Annotated in this window: 20 protein-coding genes and 1 rRNA gene; all 21 read left to right on the forward strand. The window is 36.5% G+C overall.

Annotated elements, in window-relative coordinates:
* Positions 1 to 3: 3 nt before the first annotated feature.
* On the forward strand, positions 4 to 483 hold the full coding sequence (locus BLQ66_RS10355; protein WP_330389855.1) for a chemotaxis protein CheW: 480 nt from the start codon (positions 4 to 6) through the stop codon (positions 481 to 483).
* Between the two features lie 16 nt (positions 484 to 499).
* Positions 500 to 1,123 (forward strand): chemotaxis protein CheC, encoded by a 624-nt coding sequence (locus tag BLQ66_RS10360; RefSeq protein WP_074522095.1) that lies wholly within the window; start codon positions 500 to 502, stop codon positions 1,121 to 1,123.
* A gap of 89 nt (positions 1,124 to 1,212) precedes the next feature.
* Positions 1,213 to 1,698: a chemotaxis protein CheD gene (locus tag BLQ66_RS10365; protein ID WP_074522114.1), complete on the forward strand. Its 486-nt coding sequence runs from the start codon at positions 1,213 to 1,215 to the stop codon at positions 1,696 to 1,698.
* A gap of 20 nt (positions 1,699 to 1,718) precedes the next feature.
* Positions 1,719 to 2,036 (forward strand): hypothetical protein, encoded by a 318-nt coding sequence (locus BLQ66_RS10370; protein ID WP_074522096.1) that lies wholly within the window; start codon positions 1,719 to 1,721, stop codon positions 2,034 to 2,036.
* Between the two features lie 31 nt (positions 2,037 to 2,067).
* Positions 2,068 to 2,826, forward strand: a complete 759-nt coding sequence (locus tag BLQ66_RS10375; protein WP_074522097.1) for a FliA/WhiG family RNA polymerase sigma factor — start codon at positions 2,068 to 2,070, stop codon at positions 2,824 to 2,826.
* 17 nt (positions 2,827 to 2,843) lie between these two features.
* Entirely contained in the window at positions 2,844 to 4,454 is a 1,611-nt protein-coding gene (locus BLQ66_RS10380; RefSeq protein ID WP_074522098.1) for a FapA family protein, read from the forward strand.
* A gap of 92 nt (positions 4,455 to 4,546) precedes the next feature.
* Positions 4,547 to 4,861 (forward strand): hypothetical protein, encoded by a 315-nt coding sequence (locus tag BLQ66_RS10385; RefSeq protein ID WP_074522099.1) that lies wholly within the window; start codon positions 4,547 to 4,549, stop codon positions 4,859 to 4,861.
* A 20-nt stretch (positions 4,862 to 4,881) separates the two neighbouring features.
* Positions 4,882 to 6,156: a DUF6115 domain-containing protein gene (locus BLQ66_RS10390; protein WP_074522100.1), complete on the forward strand. Its 1,275-nt coding sequence runs from the start codon at positions 4,882 to 4,884 to the stop codon at positions 6,154 to 6,156.
* Between the two features lie 11 nt (positions 6,157 to 6,167).
* Positions 6,168 to 6,683, forward strand: a complete 516-nt coding sequence (locus BLQ66_RS10395; RefSeq protein WP_074522101.1) for an endolytic transglycosylase MltG — start codon at positions 6,168 to 6,170, stop codon at positions 6,681 to 6,683.
* Positions 6,684 to 6,848: 165 nt separating this feature from the next.
* The gene (gene rpsB / locus BLQ66_RS10400; RefSeq protein WP_027431325.1) at positions 6,849 to 7,583 is read left to right on the forward strand and encodes a 30S ribosomal protein S2; all 735 of its coding nucleotides are present in this window, start codon (positions 6,849 to 6,851) and stop codon (positions 7,581 to 7,583) included.
* A 94-nt stretch (positions 7,584 to 7,677) separates the two neighbouring features.
* Entirely contained in the window at positions 7,678 to 8,604 is a 927-nt protein-coding gene (gene tsf, locus BLQ66_RS10405; protein ID WP_074522102.1) for a translation elongation factor Ts, read from the forward strand.
* Positions 8,605 to 8,773: 169 nt separating this feature from the next.
* Positions 8,774 to 9,499 carry a polymer-forming cytoskeletal protein gene (locus BLQ66_RS10410; RefSeq protein ID WP_074522103.1) on the forward strand — a complete coding sequence of 242 codons (726 nt, stop codon included), beginning with the start codon at positions 8,774 to 8,776 and terminating at the stop codon, positions 9,497 to 9,499.
* A 32-nt stretch (positions 9,500 to 9,531) separates the two neighbouring features.
* Positions 9,532 to 10,224, forward strand: a complete 693-nt coding sequence (pyrH, locus tag BLQ66_RS10415; RefSeq protein ID WP_027431322.1) for a UMP kinase — start codon at positions 9,532 to 9,534, stop codon at positions 10,222 to 10,224.
* A gap of 26 nt (positions 10,225 to 10,250) precedes the next feature.
* The gene (gene frr / locus BLQ66_RS10420) at positions 10,251 to 10,802 is read left to right on the forward strand and encodes a ribosome recycling factor (protein ID WP_027431321.1); all 552 of its coding nucleotides are present in this window, start codon (positions 10,251 to 10,253) and stop codon (positions 10,800 to 10,802) included.
* A 149-nt stretch (positions 10,803 to 10,951) separates the two neighbouring features.
* Positions 10,952 to 11,686, forward strand: a complete 735-nt coding sequence (locus BLQ66_RS10425; RefSeq protein ID WP_180364719.1) for an isoprenyl transferase — start codon at positions 10,952 to 10,954, stop codon at positions 11,684 to 11,686.
* 2 nt (positions 11,687 to 11,688) lie between these two features.
* Positions 11,689 to 12,498 carry a phosphatidate cytidylyltransferase gene (locus tag BLQ66_RS10430; protein ID WP_074522104.1) on the forward strand — a complete coding sequence of 270 codons (810 nt, stop codon included), beginning with the start codon at positions 11,689 to 11,691 and terminating at the stop codon, positions 12,496 to 12,498.
* Between the two features lie 54 nt (positions 12,499 to 12,552).
* Entirely contained in the window at positions 12,553 to 13,704 is a 1,152-nt protein-coding gene (locus BLQ66_RS10435; RefSeq protein ID WP_027431318.1) for a 1-deoxy-D-xylulose-5-phosphate reductoisomerase, read from the forward strand.
* A 47-nt stretch (positions 13,705 to 13,751) separates the two neighbouring features.
* On the forward strand, positions 13,752 to 15,128 hold the full coding sequence (rseP, locus tag BLQ66_RS10440; RefSeq protein ID WP_074522105.1) for an RIP metalloprotease RseP: 1,377 nt from the start codon (positions 13,752 to 13,754) through the stop codon (positions 15,126 to 15,128).
* A 143-nt stretch (positions 15,129 to 15,271) separates the two neighbouring features.
* Positions 15,272 to 16,327 (forward strand): flavodoxin-dependent (E)-4-hydroxy-3-methylbut-2-enyl-diphosphate synthase, encoded by a 1,056-nt coding sequence (ispG, locus tag BLQ66_RS10445; protein ID WP_074522106.1) that lies wholly within the window; start codon positions 15,272 to 15,274, stop codon positions 16,325 to 16,327.
* 1 nt (position 16,328) lies between these two features.
* Positions 16,329 to 20,825, forward strand: coding sequence for a PolC-type DNA polymerase III (locus BLQ66_RS10450; RefSeq protein WP_074522107.1), 4,497 nt, complete (start codon positions 16,329 to 16,331; stop codon positions 20,823 to 20,825).
* A 520-nt stretch (positions 20,826 to 21,345) separates the two neighbouring features.
* Positions 21,346 to 21,444: ribosomal RNA gene (locus BLQ66_RS10455) — 16S ribosomal RNA — on the forward strand; the annotation flags it as partial.

The raw sequence follows: 21,444 nt of genomic DNA on the forward strand, positions 1-21,444 counted from the left end.
GCTGTGGATAATGTTAATGCTATTGAAGATAAGAGCATGGAGAGTACAACTTCCGTGCAGTATATTGTAGTAAAAATTGGAAGCGAACAGTATGGTATCAATATTAATTATATTGACAACATCGTAAGAAGCGAGCCAATTACAAGAGTTCCAAAGACTCAGACATATTATAAGGGCGTAATTAACCTTCGTGGTGAGATTATTCCTGTAATGAGTGTAAGAATTAAGCTTGGCCTTGAGCCAGACGAATTTACAGATAAGACACGTTTTATCATTGTAAAGGTAGATGGCGCTACAATTGGTGTAATTGTAGATCAGGTCAAGGAAGTAGTAACACTTGATGATAACAGTATAGAAAAGGTTAATAAGGCTAATAATTCTGATGCTGCTGCAAATTACATTGAGAGCATTGGTAAAAGTAATGGTGAATTAATTTCCTTACTAGATATTGTTGGTTTAATTGTGGAGGCTAGTGAGAAGTAGCTAGAATGGTGGTATCATGTCCAAGATAAATTTAGAAGAACTTAGTGATATGCAATTTGATATATTAAAAGAAATCGGTAATATTGGCGCAGGCAATGCAACAACTGCCCTTGCAAAGATGTTACAGATGAAAATGGATATGTCAGTTCCTAAAGTAGCTCTCTTGCCCTTTAAGGATATATCTCAGTTGATTGGTTCTGAAGACCAAATAGTAGTGGGTATATTACTAGACATGGAGGGTGAAATTAACGGAATGATGATGTTTCTTTTTGATACAAAATCGGCTCATCATCTAGTTAATAAGCTTATGATGCAGGAAGATGTGGCAGAAGATTATGCAACAGATTTTACAGAGATGGAAATGTCTGCAATTAGTGAAATTGGTAATATTGTATCCGGCTCTTATTTAACAGCCCTTGCAAGTCTTACTAATTTAAAGGTTCAGGCAAGCGTTCCTTCCCTTACAGTTGATATGATTGGAGCTTTAATGTCGGTACCTGCCTCAGAATTTGGTAAATATGGAGATAAGCTTCTATTAATCCAATCTCAGTTTGGAGAAGAGGGTTATGTAAATGGATACTTTATGTTAATTCCAGAGTTAGAATCTTATGACAAAATTTTATCAGCTCTTGGTATGTGAGTTTTTTAATCCAAATGTCCATTAGTAGTTTAGGATTACTATGGGCATTTGGATTGAATTTGAGTAGTGTATAAGGATTGACTATGAATATAAACAGTATGATTAAGGTCGGAATGGGCGATTTAAAAGCTTGTAAAAGCCCAGGAGTTTTGACTACCCTTGGCCTTGGCTCATGTGTAGGGGTGGCCCTATACGATCCGGTAACTAAGGTTAGTGGCCTTCTGCATTGCATGTTACCAGATAGTAAACAATTTAAAAATGCATCAAATGTTGCAAAATATGCGGATACCGGTTTGGTTGAATTAGTTAATCAAATGGAGAAACTAGGAGCTAATAGGACAAGATTAGTTGCAAAGATAGCCGGAGGTGCCCAGATGTTTTCAACTAATACCAATAACGATAACTTAAAGGTAGGCCAAAGAAATGTAATGGCAGTCAAGATGAAGTTATCGGAGATGCATATTAAATTACTAGCAGAAGACACAGGATTAAATTTTGGTAGAACAGTAGAGTTTTATTCAGAAACAGGAAAATATAAGATAAAGGCTGTGGGTAAACCAGAAAAGTTAATTTAGGCTAGTTTAGAGGTGACTATATGAGTAGATATAGAGTGGTGCCTGCAATAGTTACTTTACTTGCAGGTTTTATTACAAGCGTACTACTTATTTTAAACAAATACAGTTTAGAAAGTTTTGTCTGGATAGTGCTTCTTGTAATGGTTTGCTTCTTTGTTGCTAGCTGGCTTGTAGTTTATGCTCTTAATCGCCTAGCGGATAAGATGGAAGAAGAACAAAAAGAGGAAGAAAACATTGATCAAGACGAGGATATACCTGATATTGATCTAGATAATATAGATAGTATTGAAGGGGTAGACGGCAAAGATTTTGATTATAGTGATTTTGGGGATGAATAAAGTAACTTATTAAAATGGGGGACATGTAAACATGGATGAAGCAGGCAGAAATAAACTTTGGCAAAGTTATATGACTAACAGGTCTAGTGAAACAAGAGACCAACTTATAATGGAATATGCTCAGTTGGTCAAACTTGTGGCCGGCAGAATGAACATGTACTTAGGTTACAACGTTGAATATGATGACTTAGTAGGTTATGGAATTTTTGGCCTAATTGATGCTATTGATAAGTTTGATTATGGTAAAAATGTAAAGTTTGAAACCTATGCAAGTTTAAGAATCAGGGGTGCAATTCTAGATCAAATTAGAAAAATGGATTGGATTCCTAGATCTTTGCGTCAAAAGCAAAAAAAGATAGATGCTGCTATGGCAAAGGTTGAGGCAGAAACTGGCCATGTGGCAACGGATGAGGACATTGCTAAGGAATTAGGTATTTCAGAGGATGAATTACTAGAGTGGCAGGGTCAAACTAAGGCTACTAATCTCATTTCCTTAGATGAATATACAGAAGCTGGCAGCGAAGTAAAAATGGATAGCATCGGCAATTCCCACTTTGAACAGCCAGAAGAAGCTATTGAAAAAGAAGAATTAAAGCAGCTTATGGCAAAGGCAATTGAGAGTCTAACTGAAAAAGAAAGACTTGTAATTACTCTTTACTATTATGAAGAAATGACACTAAAGGAAATCAGTTTAACTCTTGAAGTATCTGAATCAAGAGTTTCACAGTTACATACCAAGGCCTTAATTAAGATGAAGGCATTACTTGGAGATTATGTATTCCCAATGTAGGCAAAAAGGAGCGGCTTATGATAGAAAAATGTAGAGTGGGCTATTTTCAATTTGAAAACAAGAGCGACGGCTTATATGTAAATGTATACCCTCCTAAAGAGGAAACATTTTCACCCGCCAAAATTGACGATGCCATGTTTTATATTGATAAGAAGAAAATAAGCTGCGACATTGTAAAATTAGATGAAGCTATTAAAACAGGAGCATCAAAAGAGGTGTGCCAAAAGATTAGCGAGGAGTGCCCAAATCCAGTAGGAGAATTTGCAGATTACTACATTAATCCTGATGGAATGAGCGTGGAAGCTATCTTTTATCCACCTTTCGTTGGGGCTTCTTTTTTAGATTTAGAGGAAATTAAAAAGGATATTACATTTAAGGGCGTTAGGTCAGGCACGGATGAGGCAGCCATTAATGACTTTTTAGAAAATAAAGAGTACGGTAAGGTCTATGTGCTAGCTAAGGGTAAGGAGCCAAGGCAAGGAACTGACGGCTACATAGAATATAAATTTAATACAGATTTAAAGCCAAGGCCTAAGATTAATGAAGATGGAACGGTAGATTTTCATTCCCTTGAAAATCTTAATCATATAGAAAAAGGTGACGTGGTGGCTATTCTTCACCCAGAAGATAGAGGCGAGGAGGGTATTGATTGCCTTAATAGAAAGGTTAATCCAAGACCTGTAAAGCACGTGGTCTTTAGATATGGAAGAAATCTTGTAATTTCCGAGGATGGACTAAATCTTATCTCAAAGGTAAGCGGTCATGTAATGCTTGAAGGGGACAAAATTTTTGTATCAGACGTCCTTGAACTTGTGGATGTAGGCCCTCAAACCGGAGATATTGATTATGATGGAAATGTATTAATTAAAGGAAATGTACAAGCGGGTTTTAAGATTAAAGCTAGCGGGGATATAAGCGTTAGCGGACTTGTTGAAGGAGCTGAGGTTATTGCTGGTGGCACAATTACTCTTAATCGTGGTGTGCAGGGAAAGACAAAGGCAGTAATTAAGGCAGGCAAAAACATTGTAGCCAAGTTTTTAGAGTCTTGTGAGAGCGTATATGCCGGAGGAGATATTGAGGCGGATTCCATTTTGCATAGCAAGGTTATTGCTAAGGGAAAGGTAACTGCTAATGGTAAAAATGGACTTATAATCGGAGGGGATGTTAGAGCCACTCTTTGCATCGAAGCCAAAAATATTGGTAATGAAATGGGTACAAATACCACAGTTGCCGTAGGCGTTGACCCTACTATGAAGAGGCGACTAGAGGAGCTTAAAAAGATTTTAAATGATCTAGGAAAAAATAAGATTCAGCTAAATCAGTTACTTGAAGCTCTAAGAAAAAAGCAACAGGCGGAAGGAAGTCTAGCTCCTGAAAAGCAGGAGATGATGACAAAGACCATGCGAAATGTAATTATGCTTGAACAAGAAATTGCTAAAAATAAAAAGGAATTTGAGGAATTAAGGCAGTCTATTGGGGAAGAACAAAATGCCATAATTAGGGTAGCAGACGCGGCATATCCAGGAACCAAAATCGTCTTTGGAGATGTGTCCATGTTTGTAAAAAAGAAATATGATTTCTGCTCTTTTGTCAGGGATGGCGCAGAGGTTAGATTATCAGCATATTAGTTAATGGCTCTTGGGGATAAAATCTTCAAGAGCTATTGTTTGTTTTAAGAAATTATAGTATATTTAGACGTGTGCTATGATTGGAGGTTGTTATGGTAATTAAACCAGTAGAATTTGGAATGATACAACAGCAAAACCTAGTATCAAGTGAGCAGGCAGCAGAGAATAACAGACCTGTGGCCAATCAATCTAATATTCAGACAACTATACAGCATAATGTGGAAGCTAAGGCAGAAACTGTAACTAACAAAGACGATACAGAATTAAATAGTGGAAGCTTTGATGCTAAGGAAAAAAGTAATAATGAATACGATAAGGACCGCGCTAAGGGTAAGAATAATAAGAAAAGCGATGGCCGCGTATTTATTAAAGGACAGGGAAGCACGGATTTTGATATTAAAATCTAATAAATTAATGGGAGGGTTATATGACAACCGTTAGTGTAACTTTAATTATTATTGGAATTATCTGTGTCGTATTAAGTATTGTATTTAATTTCGACAAGGATAACAAGGAAAGCCAGGGACTATCCTCTGAGCTTACAAAGGAACAGCAGGATAAGTTAAGAAAGCAGATCAACGAAATTATTGATTCAGAAATCCTTAATGTAACAGAGAAGACTGAAAGTTCTCTTGATAAGATTTCTAATACTAAGATTTTAGAGATGAATGAGTATGCTGAAAATGTACTTGGTGAAATCAACAGAAATCACAACGAAACAGTATTTTTATATGACATGCTCAATGAAAAGGCTAAGGAAATCAAGTCAACTGTAAAAGATGTTAATATAACAAAGAGACAGGTTGAAAAGATTCATGCTGAGGTTACAGAAAATGTCAACAAGGATGAAGAGGCAATTTCTGAAATCGAGGCTAGCGATAGCGCAGATGTTAAGGACTTAGCTCGTCAAAGATTAGAAGAGCTTGTAAAGAAGTCAGATTCTAATAGAGATAAGACTTTAACTATGAGAAAGACTCAGGCTGAAGAGCTTGAAAGAAAGAAGGTAGCCTCAGAAGTAGATAAGGAAGTCTTTAAGGTAGTTGATTTTGCTAAGGAAAAAGAGAATATTATCCTTTCTGAAGAGAATCAAAAAAAGGACTTTATTAAAGCTGAGGATGCCAATCCATTTTCAGATGTAATCACTGACATTGAAGAGATAAAGGAATCTGCTAAGAAAGCAACTAGTAAAGAAGCTAAGGAAGATGCAGAATTAGATGCTGAAGCAGATGTATTAGAAGGTTTTGAATTTGAAGAGCCAGTTGGTTTTGAAGAAGTTAAGGCAGAGGCTACTAGTGAAGCTGCAGCCACAGAAACAGCTACAGAAACAAAGGCAACTTCTGCAGAGACAAGTTCTGCTAAAACAAAGACTTCTAAGCTTTCAGAAGCAGCAGACACTACAGAAGTTCCTGAGGTGGCAGCAGACGAAGTTAAGAAGGTTTCAAAGTCAAGAAAGAAGTCTGAAACAACTGTAAAGAAGAGCACTACAAGAAAGACAAGCACTAAAAAGACTTCTGATCAAAGAAAGCTAGACCTTTTAAAGCAGAATATTAGCGATGTTGAATTTGACAGCGACGCTTCTAATAATGATAGAATCTTAAAGCTTTCAAGCTTAGGTTTCTCTAATAAGGATATTGCTAAATACTTAAATCTTGGTATTGGCGAGGTTAAATTAGTAGTAGATCTTTATAAAGAAACTAAGTAAGGAGGGGTAACATGAGATTCAAGCAGTATTTAGGCGGTTTTGGCGCAGGAGTTATTGTTAGCGCAAGCGTTTTAACTATAGCTAATGCAGTCACAACTAACACAACAGCAAACGAAGACACAACATCAGCATATATTTCATATACAGTTCAGGAAGAGAACGGTGACACAATCTCTTCAGAAACTAAGAGCTCTAATGAAAATGTAGAAGAGACAACTCTAGCTACAGAAAGTCAGACAGAAGCCACAACTGAAGCTACAACAGAGGCTACTACAGAGGCTACAACAGAGGCTACTACAGAAGCTACTACAGCTGCTTCAACAACAGCTACAATTGAAATTCCATCAGGTACTTCAACAAAGGAAGTATTTAATATTATTTATAATGCTGGTGTAATTTCTGATGTTTCAGCTTTTAGTAAGTATATGTATGATACTGGCTATGATACAAAGATTAGAATAGGAACTTACACTTTAACAAAGGGTGATTCTTATGAGAATATCGCAAAGATTATTACACATCAGTAGAATTCAAACTATAATAGGCTTGCATATTTTGTAAATAGCTGATATACTATCATAGTTTGAGACTAAACATGTAGGTGGATTTTAGATTTGGTGCCGATAGTAACGCATCGGTGGTTCTAAAAGAAGAAGCCTATAGAAGATTATTTAACCAATGGAGGTATAACAATGAGCGTTATTTCAATGAAGCAGTTACTTGAAGCTGGTGTACATTTTGGTCACCAGACTAGAAGATGGAACCCTAAGATGGCTGAGTACATCTACACAGAAAGAAATGGTATCCATATTATCGATTTACAGAAGTCTGTAGGTAAGGTTGACGAAGCTTACAAGGCAATTTCTGATATCGTAGCAGAAGGCGGTACAGTTCTTTTCGTAGGTACAAAGAAGCAGGCTCAGGATGCTATCGCAACAGAAGCTGAAAGATGTGGTATGTACTACGTTAACGAAAGATGGTTAGGTGGTATGTTAACTAACTTCAGAACAATTCAGTCAAGAATTGCTAAGCTTAAGGAAATCGAAGCTATGCAGGAAGATGGAACATTTGATGTTCTTCCTAAGAAGGAAGTTATCAACTTAAAGAAGGAACTTGAAAAGCTCCAGAAGAACCTTGGTGGTATCAAGGATATGACTAAGATTCCAGATGCTATCTTCATCGTAGATCCTAAGAAGGAAAGAATTTGTGTTCAGGAAGCTCAGGCTTTAGGAATTAAGTTAATCGGTATCGCAGATACAAACTGTGATCCAGATGAATTAGATTATGTTATTCCTGGTAACGATGACGCTATCAGAGCTGTTAAGTTAATCGTTGCTAAGATGGCAGATGCTGTTATCGAAGCTAATCAGGGTGCAGAAGCTGATTCTTATGTTGAAGAAACAGAAGAAGTAGCAGACGCTGAATAATTTAACTAATATAACCAATATAATTAAGTTGTGTCTGTCATTTAGGCAGACACAACGTTTATAAAGAGAATAATTTTTTTATGGAGGTTTTGACATGGCAGCAGTAACAGCAGCAATGGTTAAGGAATTAAGAGAATCAACAGGTGCCGGCATGATGGATTGTAAGAAGGCACTTTCAAACACAGATGGTGATATGGATAAGGCTGTAGAATGGTTAAGAGAGAATGGTCTTGCTAAGGCAGCTAAGAAGGCTGGTAGAATCGCAGCTGAAGGTATTGTTAAGACTGTTATCGAAGGTAAGAAGGCAGCAATCGTAGAAGTTAACTCAGAAACAGACTTCGTTGCTAAGAACGCTGATTTCCAGGCATACGTAGCAGAAGTTGCTAATCAGGCTCTTACAACAACAGCTACAGATATCGATGCATTCTTAGCTGAAAAGTGCGCTACAGATGCTTCTAAGACAGTAGCTGAAGAACTTGCTAGCAAGGTAGCTATTATCGGTGAGAACCTTAAGATCAGAAGATTTGCTCAGGTTGAAGCAACTAACGGTTTCGTAGCTGATTACATCCACATGGGTGGTAAGATTGGTGTTTTAGTTGACGTTGAAACAGATGTTGATAACGAAGCTATTAGAGAGATGGCTAAGAACGTAGCTATGCAGGCAGCAGCTCTTAAGCCACTTTACACAACAAGAGCAGAAGTTGATCAGGAATATCTTGCTAAGGAAACAGAAATCATTACAGCAGCAGCTAAGAATGAGAAGCCAGATGCTAACGATAAGATTATCGAAGGTATGGTTAAGGGTAGAATTAACAAGGAACTTAAGGAAATCTGTTTAGTAGATCAGGTTTATGTTAAGGCTGAAGATGGTAAGCAGTCAGTTGCTCAGTACGTTGCAGAAGTAGCTAAGGCTAACAATGCTAACATCTCAATCAAGAGCTTTGTTCGTTTCGAAACAGGCGAAGGTATCGAGAAGAAGCAGGAAGATTTCGCAGCAGAAGTTGCAGCTCAGTTAGCTTAATTCTATATTTAATAAATAATAATTTATTAGAAAAAGTTAGAATTTATGGGCGTCAGTCACTTGTGTGGCTGACGCTTTTATGCTATACTAACTTAAAAATGTTTATATGAGTAGATGTAGACATTTTGCTTGTTTAAGCTAGATGTAATTTATGGGAGGAAATGTATCGATGGGTTTTTTTAAGGATTTCAAAGATGACATATCAGAAGATCTTAACGATTTGACAGACGAGAATTACGAGAAAGAGAATGAGGAAGTAGAAGAGATGGTAAACACATTGGATGATCCAGAATTAGCTCAGATGGCTGCTGAATTAAAGAAGGAGGCAGAAGACACTATTTCAGACAAGCTTAATACAAAGCTTGAAGAAAAAGAGTCTAAGAGTGTAAAAGAAACTAAGCAGGAAACTGCTAGTAAGGAAGAAGAAGTTAGCGATGATGGAGAAGAGATCGCTGATGAAACAGCTGTTATTACAGCAGGTTTAAAAGTAACAGGCGATTTAGAGTCAGTAGGCTCAATCGATATTTTTGGTTCCGTAACAGGAAATGTAGCTTGCAGAGGAAAGTTAACAGTAAGTGGCGTTCTTGCTGGTAATTCTCAAGCTAATGAAATCTTTGCTAATAGCGCTAAGATTAATGGCGATATTAATGCAAAGGGTTCAGTAAAGGTTGGACAGGGCACAGTTATTGTTGGTAACATTACTGCAACATCAGCTGTAATTGCTGGCGCTGTTAAGGGCGATATTGATGTGCAGGGTCCAGTTATTGTTGATTCAACAGCAATCGTTGTTGGTGATATCAAGTCTAAGTCAGTACAGATTAACAATGGTGCAACTATCGATGGTAGATGCTCACAGTGCTACTCTGATATTGATACTAACGCAATTTTTGGATAAAAAGCAATTAATGGAGGCTTATTGTGAAGGATATTAAAAGAGTAATACTTAAGCTTAGCGGTGAAGCATTGGCTGCTAAGGAAGGCGGTTATAACGATGCACTTATTGAGAACATTGCAGGTCAGGTAAAGCAAGTTATCGATAAAGGAATCGATGTAGGCGTTGTTATTGGTGGTGGAAATTATTGGAGAGGACGTTCTAATAATAACATCGATAGACCAAAGGCTGATCAGATTGGTATGTTAGCTACAATCATGAATTGTATCTATGTATCAGAGATTTTTAGATCATGTGGTCTTAAAACTAATATTCTTACTCCTTTTGAATGTGGTAGTATGACAAAACTTTTCTCTAAGGATAGAGCTAATAAGTATTTTGAGAAGGGTATGGTAGTTTTCTTTGCAGGTGGTACAGGACATCCATTCTTCTCAACAGATACAGGTATTGCCCTTAGAGCAATTGAACTTGATGCAGATGCAATTTTACTTGCAAAGGCAATTGATGGCGTTTATGATAGTGATCCTAAGATCAATCCTAATGCTAAGAAGTATGATTCTATTTCAATTGAAGAAGTAGTTGAGAAGAAGCTTGGTGTTATTGATTTAACAGCATCAGTTATGTGTATGGAGAATAAGGTTCCTCTTATGATTTTTGGTTTAGAGGAAGAGAATAGTATTGTTAATGCACTTACTGGTAAGTTTAACGGAACTATCGTTACAGCATAAAAAGATAATAAGAAAGGTAGAAGACAATGAGCGATATTAAAGAATTCGAAGATAGAATGAAGAAATCAATCGATGCTTTATATGATGAATATTCAAGCATTAGAGCTGGAAGAGCTAACCCACATATTTTAGACAAGATTAGAGTTGATTACTATGGAACTCCATCACCTCTTCAGTCAGTGGCTAACATTTCAGTTCCAGAAGCTAGAATTATTCAGATTCAACCATGGGAAGCTAGCTTAATCAAGGAGATCGAAAAGGCAATCTTGATTTCAGACTTAGGAATTACTCCTAATAACGATGGTAAGGTTATTAGATTAGTATTCCCTGAATTAACAGAGGAAAGACGTAAGGAATTAGCTAAGGATGTTAAGAAGAAGGGTGACAATGCTAAGGTTGCAATTCGTAACATCAGAAGAGATGCTAATGACGATGTTAAAAAGCAGAATAAGGCTGGAGATATTTCAGACGATGAAGCTAAGAACTTAGAGGATGATGTTCAGAAACTTACAGATAAGTACGTTGCTTTAATTGACAAGGCAATCGAAGATAAGTCAAAGGAAATCCTTACAGTTTAATTACTAGCTAAACTAAAAGTCTAGGCTCCATTAAGCAGACTGAAGTAGGTGTGCTTAATGGGGCTTTTTATGTTATAATACAGGTGGTTTTTAAAGACCAATTTTATACAATTATTATTAGATAAATTAGAATTTATTGGAGAAGAAGAATGGACTATTATAACGAAGAATTAGATTTGAAAATTCCTGCACATGTGGCAGTTATTCTAGATGGTAACGGTAGATGGGCTAAGGCAAAGCATATGCCAAGAACCTATGGACACCTACAGGGTAGTAAGGTAGTTGAGAAGATGCTCTATACTGTAGATGAACTTGGCGTTAAGTATTTTACAGTATATGCCTTTTCTACTGAGAATTGGAAACGTTCTGATGAAGAAGTAGGAACACTTATGAATATCCTAAGAACTTATCTTAAGGACTGTGTAAAGAAGTCTATGAAGAACAATGTTCGTTGTAGAGTTATTGGTAGAAGAGATGAGTTATCTGATGATATTAATGAAGCTATTGACAACTTAGAGGAGCAGACAAAGGATAATACAGGTCTTACATTTACAATCGCAATTAATTATGGTGGCCGTGATGAAATTACTAGAGCTGTTAGAAAGCTTGCAGATAAGGTAAAGTTAGGAGAGTTAAAGCCTGAAGATATAACAGAAGATATGATTTCTGCTAATTTAGACACTAATTATATGCCAGACCCAGATTTACTTATTAGAACATCTGGCGAGCAAAGACTATCTAATTACCTACCTTGGCAGTTAGCTTATACAGAGTTTTATTTCACAGATTGCTATTGGCCAGATTTCAACAAGGACGAATTGGTTAAGGCCTTTATAAAATATAATAAACGCGAAAGAAGATTTGGCGGTGTTAAGGAGGACTAGTTGTGAAAACTAGAATTATTAGTGGTATTTTCTTGGTTATAATATTAGCTCTTACAGGAGGCTTTGGTGGTTGGCTATTATTTGGCGCCTGCCTATGTATTTCCCTAATTGGAATGTATGAGTTAAACAGAGTTAAAAACCTTGAGAGAACAGGAATAGCTATTATTAGCTATATTTCAGCAATAGCTTATTATGCTTTACTTTTACTAGATCCAACAAAGTATAATATGATTGTTGTTATTATTTCCTTTTTAGTATTAATGAGCTTTTATGTATTTAGATTTCCTAAGCATAAGGCAGAAGACATTATGTGGACATTTTTCTCACTTATTTATGTAGCTGTAATGATTTCTTACATCTATCTTGTAAGAGATATGGATAATGGAATTTACCTTGTTTGGTTAATCTTTGTAGCTTCATGGGGTAATGACACATTTGCCTACTTTACAGGTGTATTTCTTGGAAAGCATAAGATGGCACCTGTACTTTCACCTAAGAAGTCTATTGAGGGCGCAATTGGTGGAGTTTTAGGGGCTTGCTTACTTGGCGCAATTTATGGCTTTGTAATAAGTGAAGTTTCAGCAGATGTATCATCAGTGGCTATTATTGTTTATGCTGCAGCATCCTTAGTTGGTGCCCTAATCTCTATTATTGGTGATTTAGCAGCTTCAGCAATTAAGAGAAATTATGATGTTAAGGATTATGGCAACTTAATCCCAGGACATGGCGGAATCCTAGATAGATTTGATAGCGTAATTTTTACAGCACCAGTAGTTTACTGGATTATCTACCTAGTTTCAGGTATGTTCTAAATTATAAGACCCTTTAGTCTTAAATTTTTGTAACTATTAATTGGAGGCAGTTTTATGAAAAATGTATCAATCTTGGGATCAACAGGTTCCATCGGAACACAGACACTTGATGTTTGTAGAAATTATAAGGATGATCTTAATGTTGTTGCATTAGCATGTGGAACAAGAATTAATGATTTAGCTAAGCAGATTGAGGAGTTTAAGCCTGAACTTGCCTGTGTGGCAACTAAGGAATTAGCAGAAGAATTAGCTAAATTAGTAGATAATAAGAATTTAAAAATCGTTTATGGCATGGAAGGTTTAATTGAAGCAGCTACAATTTCAAGCGCTGATATTGTCCTTACAGCAGTTGTGGGCATGATGGGTATTAAGCCAACAATTGAGGCCATTAATGCAGGCAAGGATATTGCCCTTGCTAATAAAGAGACTTTAGTTTGCGCAGGCCATATTATTATGAAGCTTGCAAAGGAGAAGAATGTAGCTATTTTACCAGTAGATAGCGAACATTCAGCAATTTTCCAATCCTTAAATGGAGAGAAGAAGTCTCAGCTTAGAAAGATTTTACTAACAGCTAGTGGTGGCCCATTTAGAGGTAAGGATAGAGCCTTCCTTGAAAATGTAAAGCTTGAGGACGCACTAAAGCACCCTAACTGGTCCATGGGTAGAAAGATCACAATCGACTCATCCACTATGGTTAATAAGGGCTTAGAGGTAATTGAGGCTAAGTGGTTATTTGGAGTAGATGCAACAGACGTGCAGGTGGTAGTTCAGCCACAAAGCGTTATTCATTCAATGGTAGAATTTGAAGATGGCGGTGTTATGGCCCAGCTTGGAACACCAGATATGCGTCTTCCAATTCAGTATGCCCTTTTCTATCCAGATAGAAAGCCTATAGCTAATTCGGAATTTCTTGATTTTTATAAATTAGGACAGATTAGCTTTGAAAAGCCTGATATGGATACTTTTGTAGGCCTTAAGATGGCTTATGAGGCCGCAGCTAAGGGAGGCAATATTCCAACAGCTCTTAATGCAGCTAACGAATATGCAGTAGCCCTCTTCTTAGATAGAAAGATTAAGTATTTACAGATATATGATATGATTAGATTTGCAATGGATAATGTCAGATTTATTGACAATCCAACAGTAGAGGAAATTTTAGAAACAGAGCAGGAAGTGTATAAGCTATTAAAGGAAAACTTTAATTAAGCTCAAACTAGCTTTAAAGCTTAAGCATATAATTTGGGAGGATTACAATGATTTTAAATGTCATTTTGGCAATCTTAGTTTTAAGTATAATTATTATTGTTCATGAATTTGGACATTTTATAATTGCAAAGGCAAATGGAGTACACGTACTTGAATTTGCAGTAGGCATGGGACCTAAGTTTTTAACAATCAAGAAGGGTGAAACTAAGTATAGTTTCTCACTTTTCCTTTTTGGCGGATATTGTATGATGCTTGGGGACGAATACATGGAAATGGCTGTCACAGATAGCCTTGATGCCGATGAAGATGATGAAGATTTTGAAGATAAGAAGGAAGCCGCAAAGAAAGAATTCGCAAAGAAATATGATGAATCAAGATCATATGACAATAAGTCTGTTTGGGCTAGAATTGCAATCACTCTTGCAGGCCCAGTCTTTAACTTCTTTTTAGCCCTTGTTTGCTCAATTATTATTATTGGTAATATTGGCTATGACCCTGCAACTATTGACTATGTTGCCGATAATTCAGTAGCATCTACTGCAGGTCTAGAAGAAGGAGATTTAATTCTTGCAATCAATAACGATAAAATCAACTTTGCAAGAGAGTATAACTTCTTTATTAATTATCATGCAGATGAAACATTTACCATAACTTATTTAAGAGATGGTCAAAAGTATAAGACAACAATCACACCTGAATATCAGGTTACAAGTAAGTACCTTCTAGGTCTTATGATTAGTGAAAATTGTGGCATAAGCTCCGTTAGTGAAGATTCTGCCGCAAGTGAGGCTGGCTTTAAAGATGGTGATGTAATTAAGAGTGTAAATGGTAATGAAGTTTCCACAAACACTGAAATAACAGATTATATCACTTCGTCAAATGGTGAGGAAATGACTTTTGTGGTTTCTCGTAATGGAGAAGATGTAACACTAGTTGCAACTCCTAGATTAAGTGAGTCAGAAGGCTATGTTACAGGTTTTAGCTGTTATGGCCAAAGAGTAAAGCTATCACCAATTCAGTCGGTTAAGTATGCCTTCCTAGAAGTAGGTTATGATATAGGCACAGTTGTTGATAGTCTTGGCATGTTATTTACAGGAAAATTATCAGTAAATAACCTTTCAGGTCCTGTGGGAACTGTAAGTGCCATGAGCGAAATTGTAGAAGAAAGTAAGTCTGATGGAGCATTTTATGTGTTCTTAAACTTAATTAACTTATGTGGACTTATTTCAGCAAACCTTGGAGTAATGAATCTTTTACCAATTCCAGGTCTTGATGGTGGTAAGTTGATTTTCTTGCTAATTGAAGCGGTTAGAGGTAAGCCAATAGATAAGAAGTATGCCGGTATTGTAACAATTATTGGCGTAATCTTCTTAGTAATTTTAATGGCTTATGTTTTATTCCACGATATTTATTCTTTATTCTAATTTAATTATTCCCTTAAAGCCGCATTTTATCTGGCTTTATTAGGAAAATGTAATTAGTTATGAAGGCTTTCTACTTTACAAAAAAATTTAAAAGGCATATAAAGTATAATGAAATAAAAATTGTTTTTTGAATGGAGTTTAATATGTATAGAGATAATACTAAAGTTGTAAAAATTGGTAATAAGGTCATTGGTGGCGGAAATCCTATTATGATTCAGTCCATGACTAATACTCATACAGAGGATGTTGTAAAAACAGTTGCTCAGATTAAAGCATTAGAAAAAGCTGGTTGTGACATCATTCGTGCCACTGTTCCAACTCACGAGGCAGCCCTTGCCTTTAAAGAAATCAAAAAGCAAATTAACATCCCATTAGTTGCAGATATTCATTTTGATTATAGACTTGCAATTGAAGCTATGGAAAATGGAGCTGATAAGATTAGAATTAACCCTGGTAACATCGGCGGTAAGGATAAGATTAAGGCTGTAGTTGACGTAGCAAAGGAAAGAAATATTCCTATTAGAGTTGGTGTAAATTCAGGTTCTCTTGAGAAAGATATCCTTGAAAAATACCACGGCGTAACAGCTGAAGGTATTGTAGAATCAGCCCTTGATAAGGTAAAGATAATTGAAGACTTAGGCTATGATAATTTAGTTGTAAGTATTAAATCATCAGATGTATTAATGAGCGTTAAGACTCATGAATTAATTTCAAAGGAATGTAATCATCCACTTCACGTAGGTATCACAGAGGCTGGTACTGCATTTTCAGGAACAATTAAGTCTTCAATCGGACTTGGACTTATCCTAAATCAGGGAATTGGTGATACAATCAGAGTTTCTCTAACTGATGATCCTGTTAAGGAAGTTTTAACAGCTAAGCAGATTCTAAGAACGCTCGGACTAAGAAAGGGCGGAATCGAAGTTGTATCATGTCCTACATGCGGTAGAACACAGATTGACTTAATTAATCTTGCAAAGCGCGTAGAGGAAGAAGTAAGCAATTACGACCTAGACCTTAAACTTGCAGTTATGGGTTGCGTTGTAAATGGACCTGGTGAAGCTAAGGAAGCAGATCTTGGTATTGCTGGCGGTAAGGGCGTTGGCGTTTTAATTAAACATGGGGAAATTGTAAAGAAGGTTCCTGAAGAACAGCTATTTGATGTTCTAAAGGAAGAACTAGATAATTGGGAGAAATAATATGTATAACTTTTTTGATGTTTTCAAGACACTAAGATTACCAGACAACTTAAGAGCGTACTTTGAAGATGTAGAGGTAATTAAGGTTACTAAGACATCAACTAATTCTCTTGCTAGAATTTATATAAGTTCTAGCAGGATTATTGAAAAAGAAGTTGTTTATAAAGTGGAATCTGCCTTAAAAAGGCAGGTTTTTCGCATCCAGAACATGGATGTAAGAATTATCGAAAGATATAAGCTATCCAAAAATTATAATCCACAGAATATTATGGATATTTACTATGACAGTATTTTATTTGAATTAGAGAAATACTGGACGCTAGAGTATAACATTTTAAAAAATTCCAAGTGGGAATTTAGAGCTAGCGATAATCTAGCCCTTTATATTGAAGATAGTTTCCTATCAAGAGCTCATGGCGAAGATCTAGTGGATTATTTTAAGCAAATATTCTTAAACCGTTTCGGCTTTGAAATTGATGTAGAATACGAATTCGTTGAGTCTAAGTCTTCATTTGAAGAAGAGAAGGCCTATAAGGTTAGACGAAGAGTTGAGGAAATTCAAAATAATATCAAGGAAGTTGACGAAGAGGTTAAGGCTGCTAAAAAGCTTAAGGAAGAAAAGGAAGCTAAGCAGAAAGCCTACTTAGAAAAGATGAATGCAAGAGAAAGGGGAGGAAGCAGAAACTCTCTTAATTTTGCGCGCCAAAAAGCCAACGACGATGTGCTTTGGGGTAGAGATTTCTTTGATGATCCAATTGAGATAAAAACTATCGATTCAGCCATTGGCGAATGCGCCATCTCAGGTATGATAAGATCCATTGATCTTAGAGAAATCAGAAACGAGAGAACTATTGTAAGCTTTGTAATGACAGATTTTACAGATTCTATCGTTGTAAAGATTTTTAGTAAAAATGAAATGCTTCCGGAACTTTTAGACGTAGTTAAAGAGAAGAATTTTATTAAGTTAAAGGGTATTGCCCAGCTTGATAAATACGACGGTGAAATAACTATTTCTAACGTTTCTGGTATTAGAAGAGCTAATGATACAAGAGTAGTGCGCTCAGATGACGCCCTTTATAAAAGAGTTGAGCTTCACTGCCATACTAAGATGAGTGATATGGATGGTGTTTCCTATGTGCAGGATATTATTGATCAGGCCTATAAGTGGGGACATAGAAGTATTGCCATTACAGATCACGGTGTAGCCCAGGCCTTCCCTGATGCCTTCCATAAGGTGCAAGCACTAGAAAAGAGTGCTAAAAAGGCCGGTAAGGACTTTGATTTTAAGGTAATTTATGGAGTTGAATGTTATTTAGTTGATGATACAGTAAAGATTGTAACGGACTCAAAAAGCCAGTCCTTAAGAGATAGCTTCGTTGTATTTGATATTGAAACAACAGGTTTTTCAGCCATTGAAGATAAGATTATAGAAATTGGTGCTGTAAAAGTTGAAAATGGAGAAATCACAGATAGATTCTCTACTTTCATCAACCCTCAGATTCCAATTCCTTTTAGAATTGAGAATTTAACTCATATTAATGACCAAATGGTAATGGATGCTCCAACTATAGATGTTGCCCTTCCGAAATTCTTAGAGTTTTGCAAGGGAAGCGCAGTAGTTGCCCATAATGCCATGTTTGATACAAGTTTTATAGGCCATAAGGCTGAAGATTTAGGACTAGAGGTGGACTTTACAATTATTGATACAGTGCCACTTGCACAGTTCCTTATGCCAAATCTTCACAACTATAAGCTTGATACACTTACAAAGCATTTAGCAGTTGTACTAGATAGCCACCATAGAGCGGTTGATGATGCAGCAGCTACAGCAGATATATTTGTAAAATTTATAAAGATGCTTGAAGAAAGAGATATATTTACTCTAGACCAGTTAAATGAAAAAGCTAAGATGACAGATGATATTATTAGAAAATTACACCAGTATCACTGTATTATTCTTGCTTCTAATGAACTTGGAAGAATAAATCTATATAGACTTATTTCAGCATCGCATCTACAGTATTTTAGCCGTTTCCCAAAGATGCCAAAGAGCCTTATTAATAAATATCGTGAAGGCTTAATTATTGGTTCAGCCTGTGAGGCAGGTGAGCTTTTTAGAGCTTTGGTAAATGGTCGTTCAAATGCAGAAATAGCAAGAATTGTAAGCTTTTATGACTATCTTGAAATTCAGCCAATTGGCAATAATGCCTTTATGATTGAAAAGGAAGATTACTATGTGAAGTCAGAAGAAGACTTACGTGATTTAAATAGAAAGATAGTAGCTCTTGGCGAAAAATTTAAAAAGCCAGTAGTAGCTACCTGTGATGTACATTTTCTTAATCCAGAAGATGAAGTCTATAGACGAATTCTTATGGCGGGTAAGGGCTTTGATGATGCAGATAATCAGGCACCTCTATACCTTCATACCACTGAGGAAATGTTACATGAGTTCGATTATTTAGGAGAAGAGAAGGCCTTTGAAGTGGTTGTAACTAATCCTAATAAAATTTCAGATATGTGCGAGAAAATCGAGCCAGTTAGACCGGATAAGAGACCGCCTGTCATTGAAAATTCAGATGAAATGCTAAGGAAAATTTGTTATGACAGAGCTCATGAACTATATGGCCCAGAACTACCAGAAATCGTATCAGAAAGACTAGAAAGAGAGCTAAATTCTATTATTTCCAATGGATATTCCGTAATGTATATCATTGCCCAGAAGCTAGTTTGGAAGTCTAATGATGATGGTTACTTAGTAGGTTCAAGAGGTTCTGTAGGTTCCTCTTTTGCAGCTACAATGGCCGGTATCACTGAGGTTAATCCCCTTAGCCCTCACTATCTTTGTCCTGAGTGTTATTATGTGGACTTTGATTCAGAGGACGTTAAGGCCTTTGCCGGTGGTGCTGGTTGTGATATGCCAGATAAGGTTTGCCCAAAATGTGGTCATAAACTAGACAAATTAGGCTTTGATATTCCCTTTGAAACTTTCCTTGGATTTAAAGGAAACAAAGAGCCTGATATCGATCTTAACTTCTCTAATGAGTATCAGTCAAAGGCCCATGCCTACACTGAAGTTATTTTTGGTAAAGGTCAGACCTTTAAAGCTGGAACTGTAGGTACTGTTGCAGAAAAGACAGCCTATGGATACGTATTAAAATATATCGAAGAAAAGAATGAAAAAAGAGCCGCCCAGGGACTTCCACCGATTGTTAAAAGAAGATGTGAAATCGAGAGAATCTCTAATGGTTGCATAGATGTTAAAAGAACAACAGGACAGCATCCTGGTGGTATCGTAGTACTTCCACTTGGCGATGAAATTCATACATTTACACCGGTACAGCACCCTGCAAATGATATGACATCCCCAATTATTACTACACATTTTGATTACCACAGTATTGATCATAACTTGTTAAAGCTGGATATTTTAGGACACCTTGATCCTACTATGATTCGAATGCTACAGGATTTAACAGGAATGGATCCACTAACAATACCCCTTGATTCTAAGGAAGTAATGTCTTTATTTATGAACACATCTGCCCTTGGAATAAAGCCGGAAGATATTGATGGCTGTAAGCTTGGAGCCCTTGGTATCCCTGAGTTTGGTACAGATTTTGCCATGCAGATGCTTATTGATACAAAGCCAACTAAGTTCTCGGATTTAGTTCGAATTGCAGGTTTATCTCATGGTACTGACGTATGGCTAGGTAACGCCCAAGAATTGTTAAAAGAAGGCAAGGCTACAATCAGTACAGCGATTTGTACTCGTGATGATATTATGACTTACTTGATTTATAATGGCATCGAATCAGAGACAGCCTTTAAAATCATGGAAGCTGTAAGAAAGGGTAAGGTAGCTAAAGGCGCCGAGCCTAAGTGGGAAGAGTGGAAACAAATGTTACTAGATAAGGGAATTCCTGACTGGTATATTTGGTCCTGTGAAAAGATTCAGTATATGTTCCCTAAGGCCCATGCCGCAGCTTACGTAATGATGGCTTGGCGAGTAGCCTACTGTAAGGTATTCTATCCACTAGAATTCTACACAGCCTTTTTCTCAATTAGAGCTAAAGCCTTTGATTATGAGAAAATGGCCATGGGACGCGATAGACTTGACTACTATATTAATCTATATAAACAAAAGAAGGCAGAAGGCACACTCTCTAATACGGAAGATGATGAACTTCATGATATGCGTATTGTGCAGGAAATGTATGCTAGAGGCTTTGAGTTTATGCCAATTGATATATATAAAGCCAAGGCAAGAAGCTTCCAGATAATAGACGGCAAGATTATGCCATCCTTTAAGGTGGTAGAAAAGATTGGTGAATCTGCCGGTGAAAATATTGAAATCGCCGCTCGTGCAGGAAAGTTCCTATCTAAGGAAGACCTACGTACTAGAGCTAAGATTGGACAGACTGTAATAGATAAGCTATCAGATCTAGGTTTACTAGAGGGTATGGCTCAGTCTAACCAGTTGTCTTTATTTGATTTTTAAGAAAATGTAACATAAAACCCTCTTTACTATATAAGTATGAAAGAAGTTTTTTAGGTAACTTATATTAGTAAAGAGGGTTATTTTTATAGAAAAATTTAAGAGCATTTTTATATTAAAGCTATAGTAAAATTTGACCTGATTTTAAGGAAACTCGCAACCATGCGGCTTTAGTCAAGTCTATTTTTTAAAGGATAGATAAGGATAAAATATACAGTAAAAAAATTGGAGAAAAAAGCAAAAAAGGTGTTGACATAAAGTGTTAGGGATGATAATATGTATAAGCCGTTGCGACACAGCAATGACAACAAAACATCAACAAAGCCAGTAAACACAAGGCTTTGAAGATAAGAACCTTGACAACTGAACAGAATGACAACCTTGAAAATTCTTTGAAATATTCAAGCGAGTAATCAATCGTAAAACAAATTTTGTTTTGAAATGATTATCCTTAATAACAGTAATGTTAAACGGAAACGAAACTATTAAGCTAGTTCGTTCAGAACTAAGCTAAGGTAAAACTTTTTATGAGAGTTTGATCCTGGCTCAGGATGAACGCTGGCGGCGTGCTTAACACATGCAAGTCGAACGAAGCAACTTATCACGATTCCTTCGGGATGAC

This window comes from Lachnospira pectinoschiza, assembly GCF_900103815.1.
Lineage (GTDB): Bacteria > Bacillota > Clostridia > Lachnospirales > Lachnospiraceae > Lachnospira > Lachnospira pectinoschiza_B.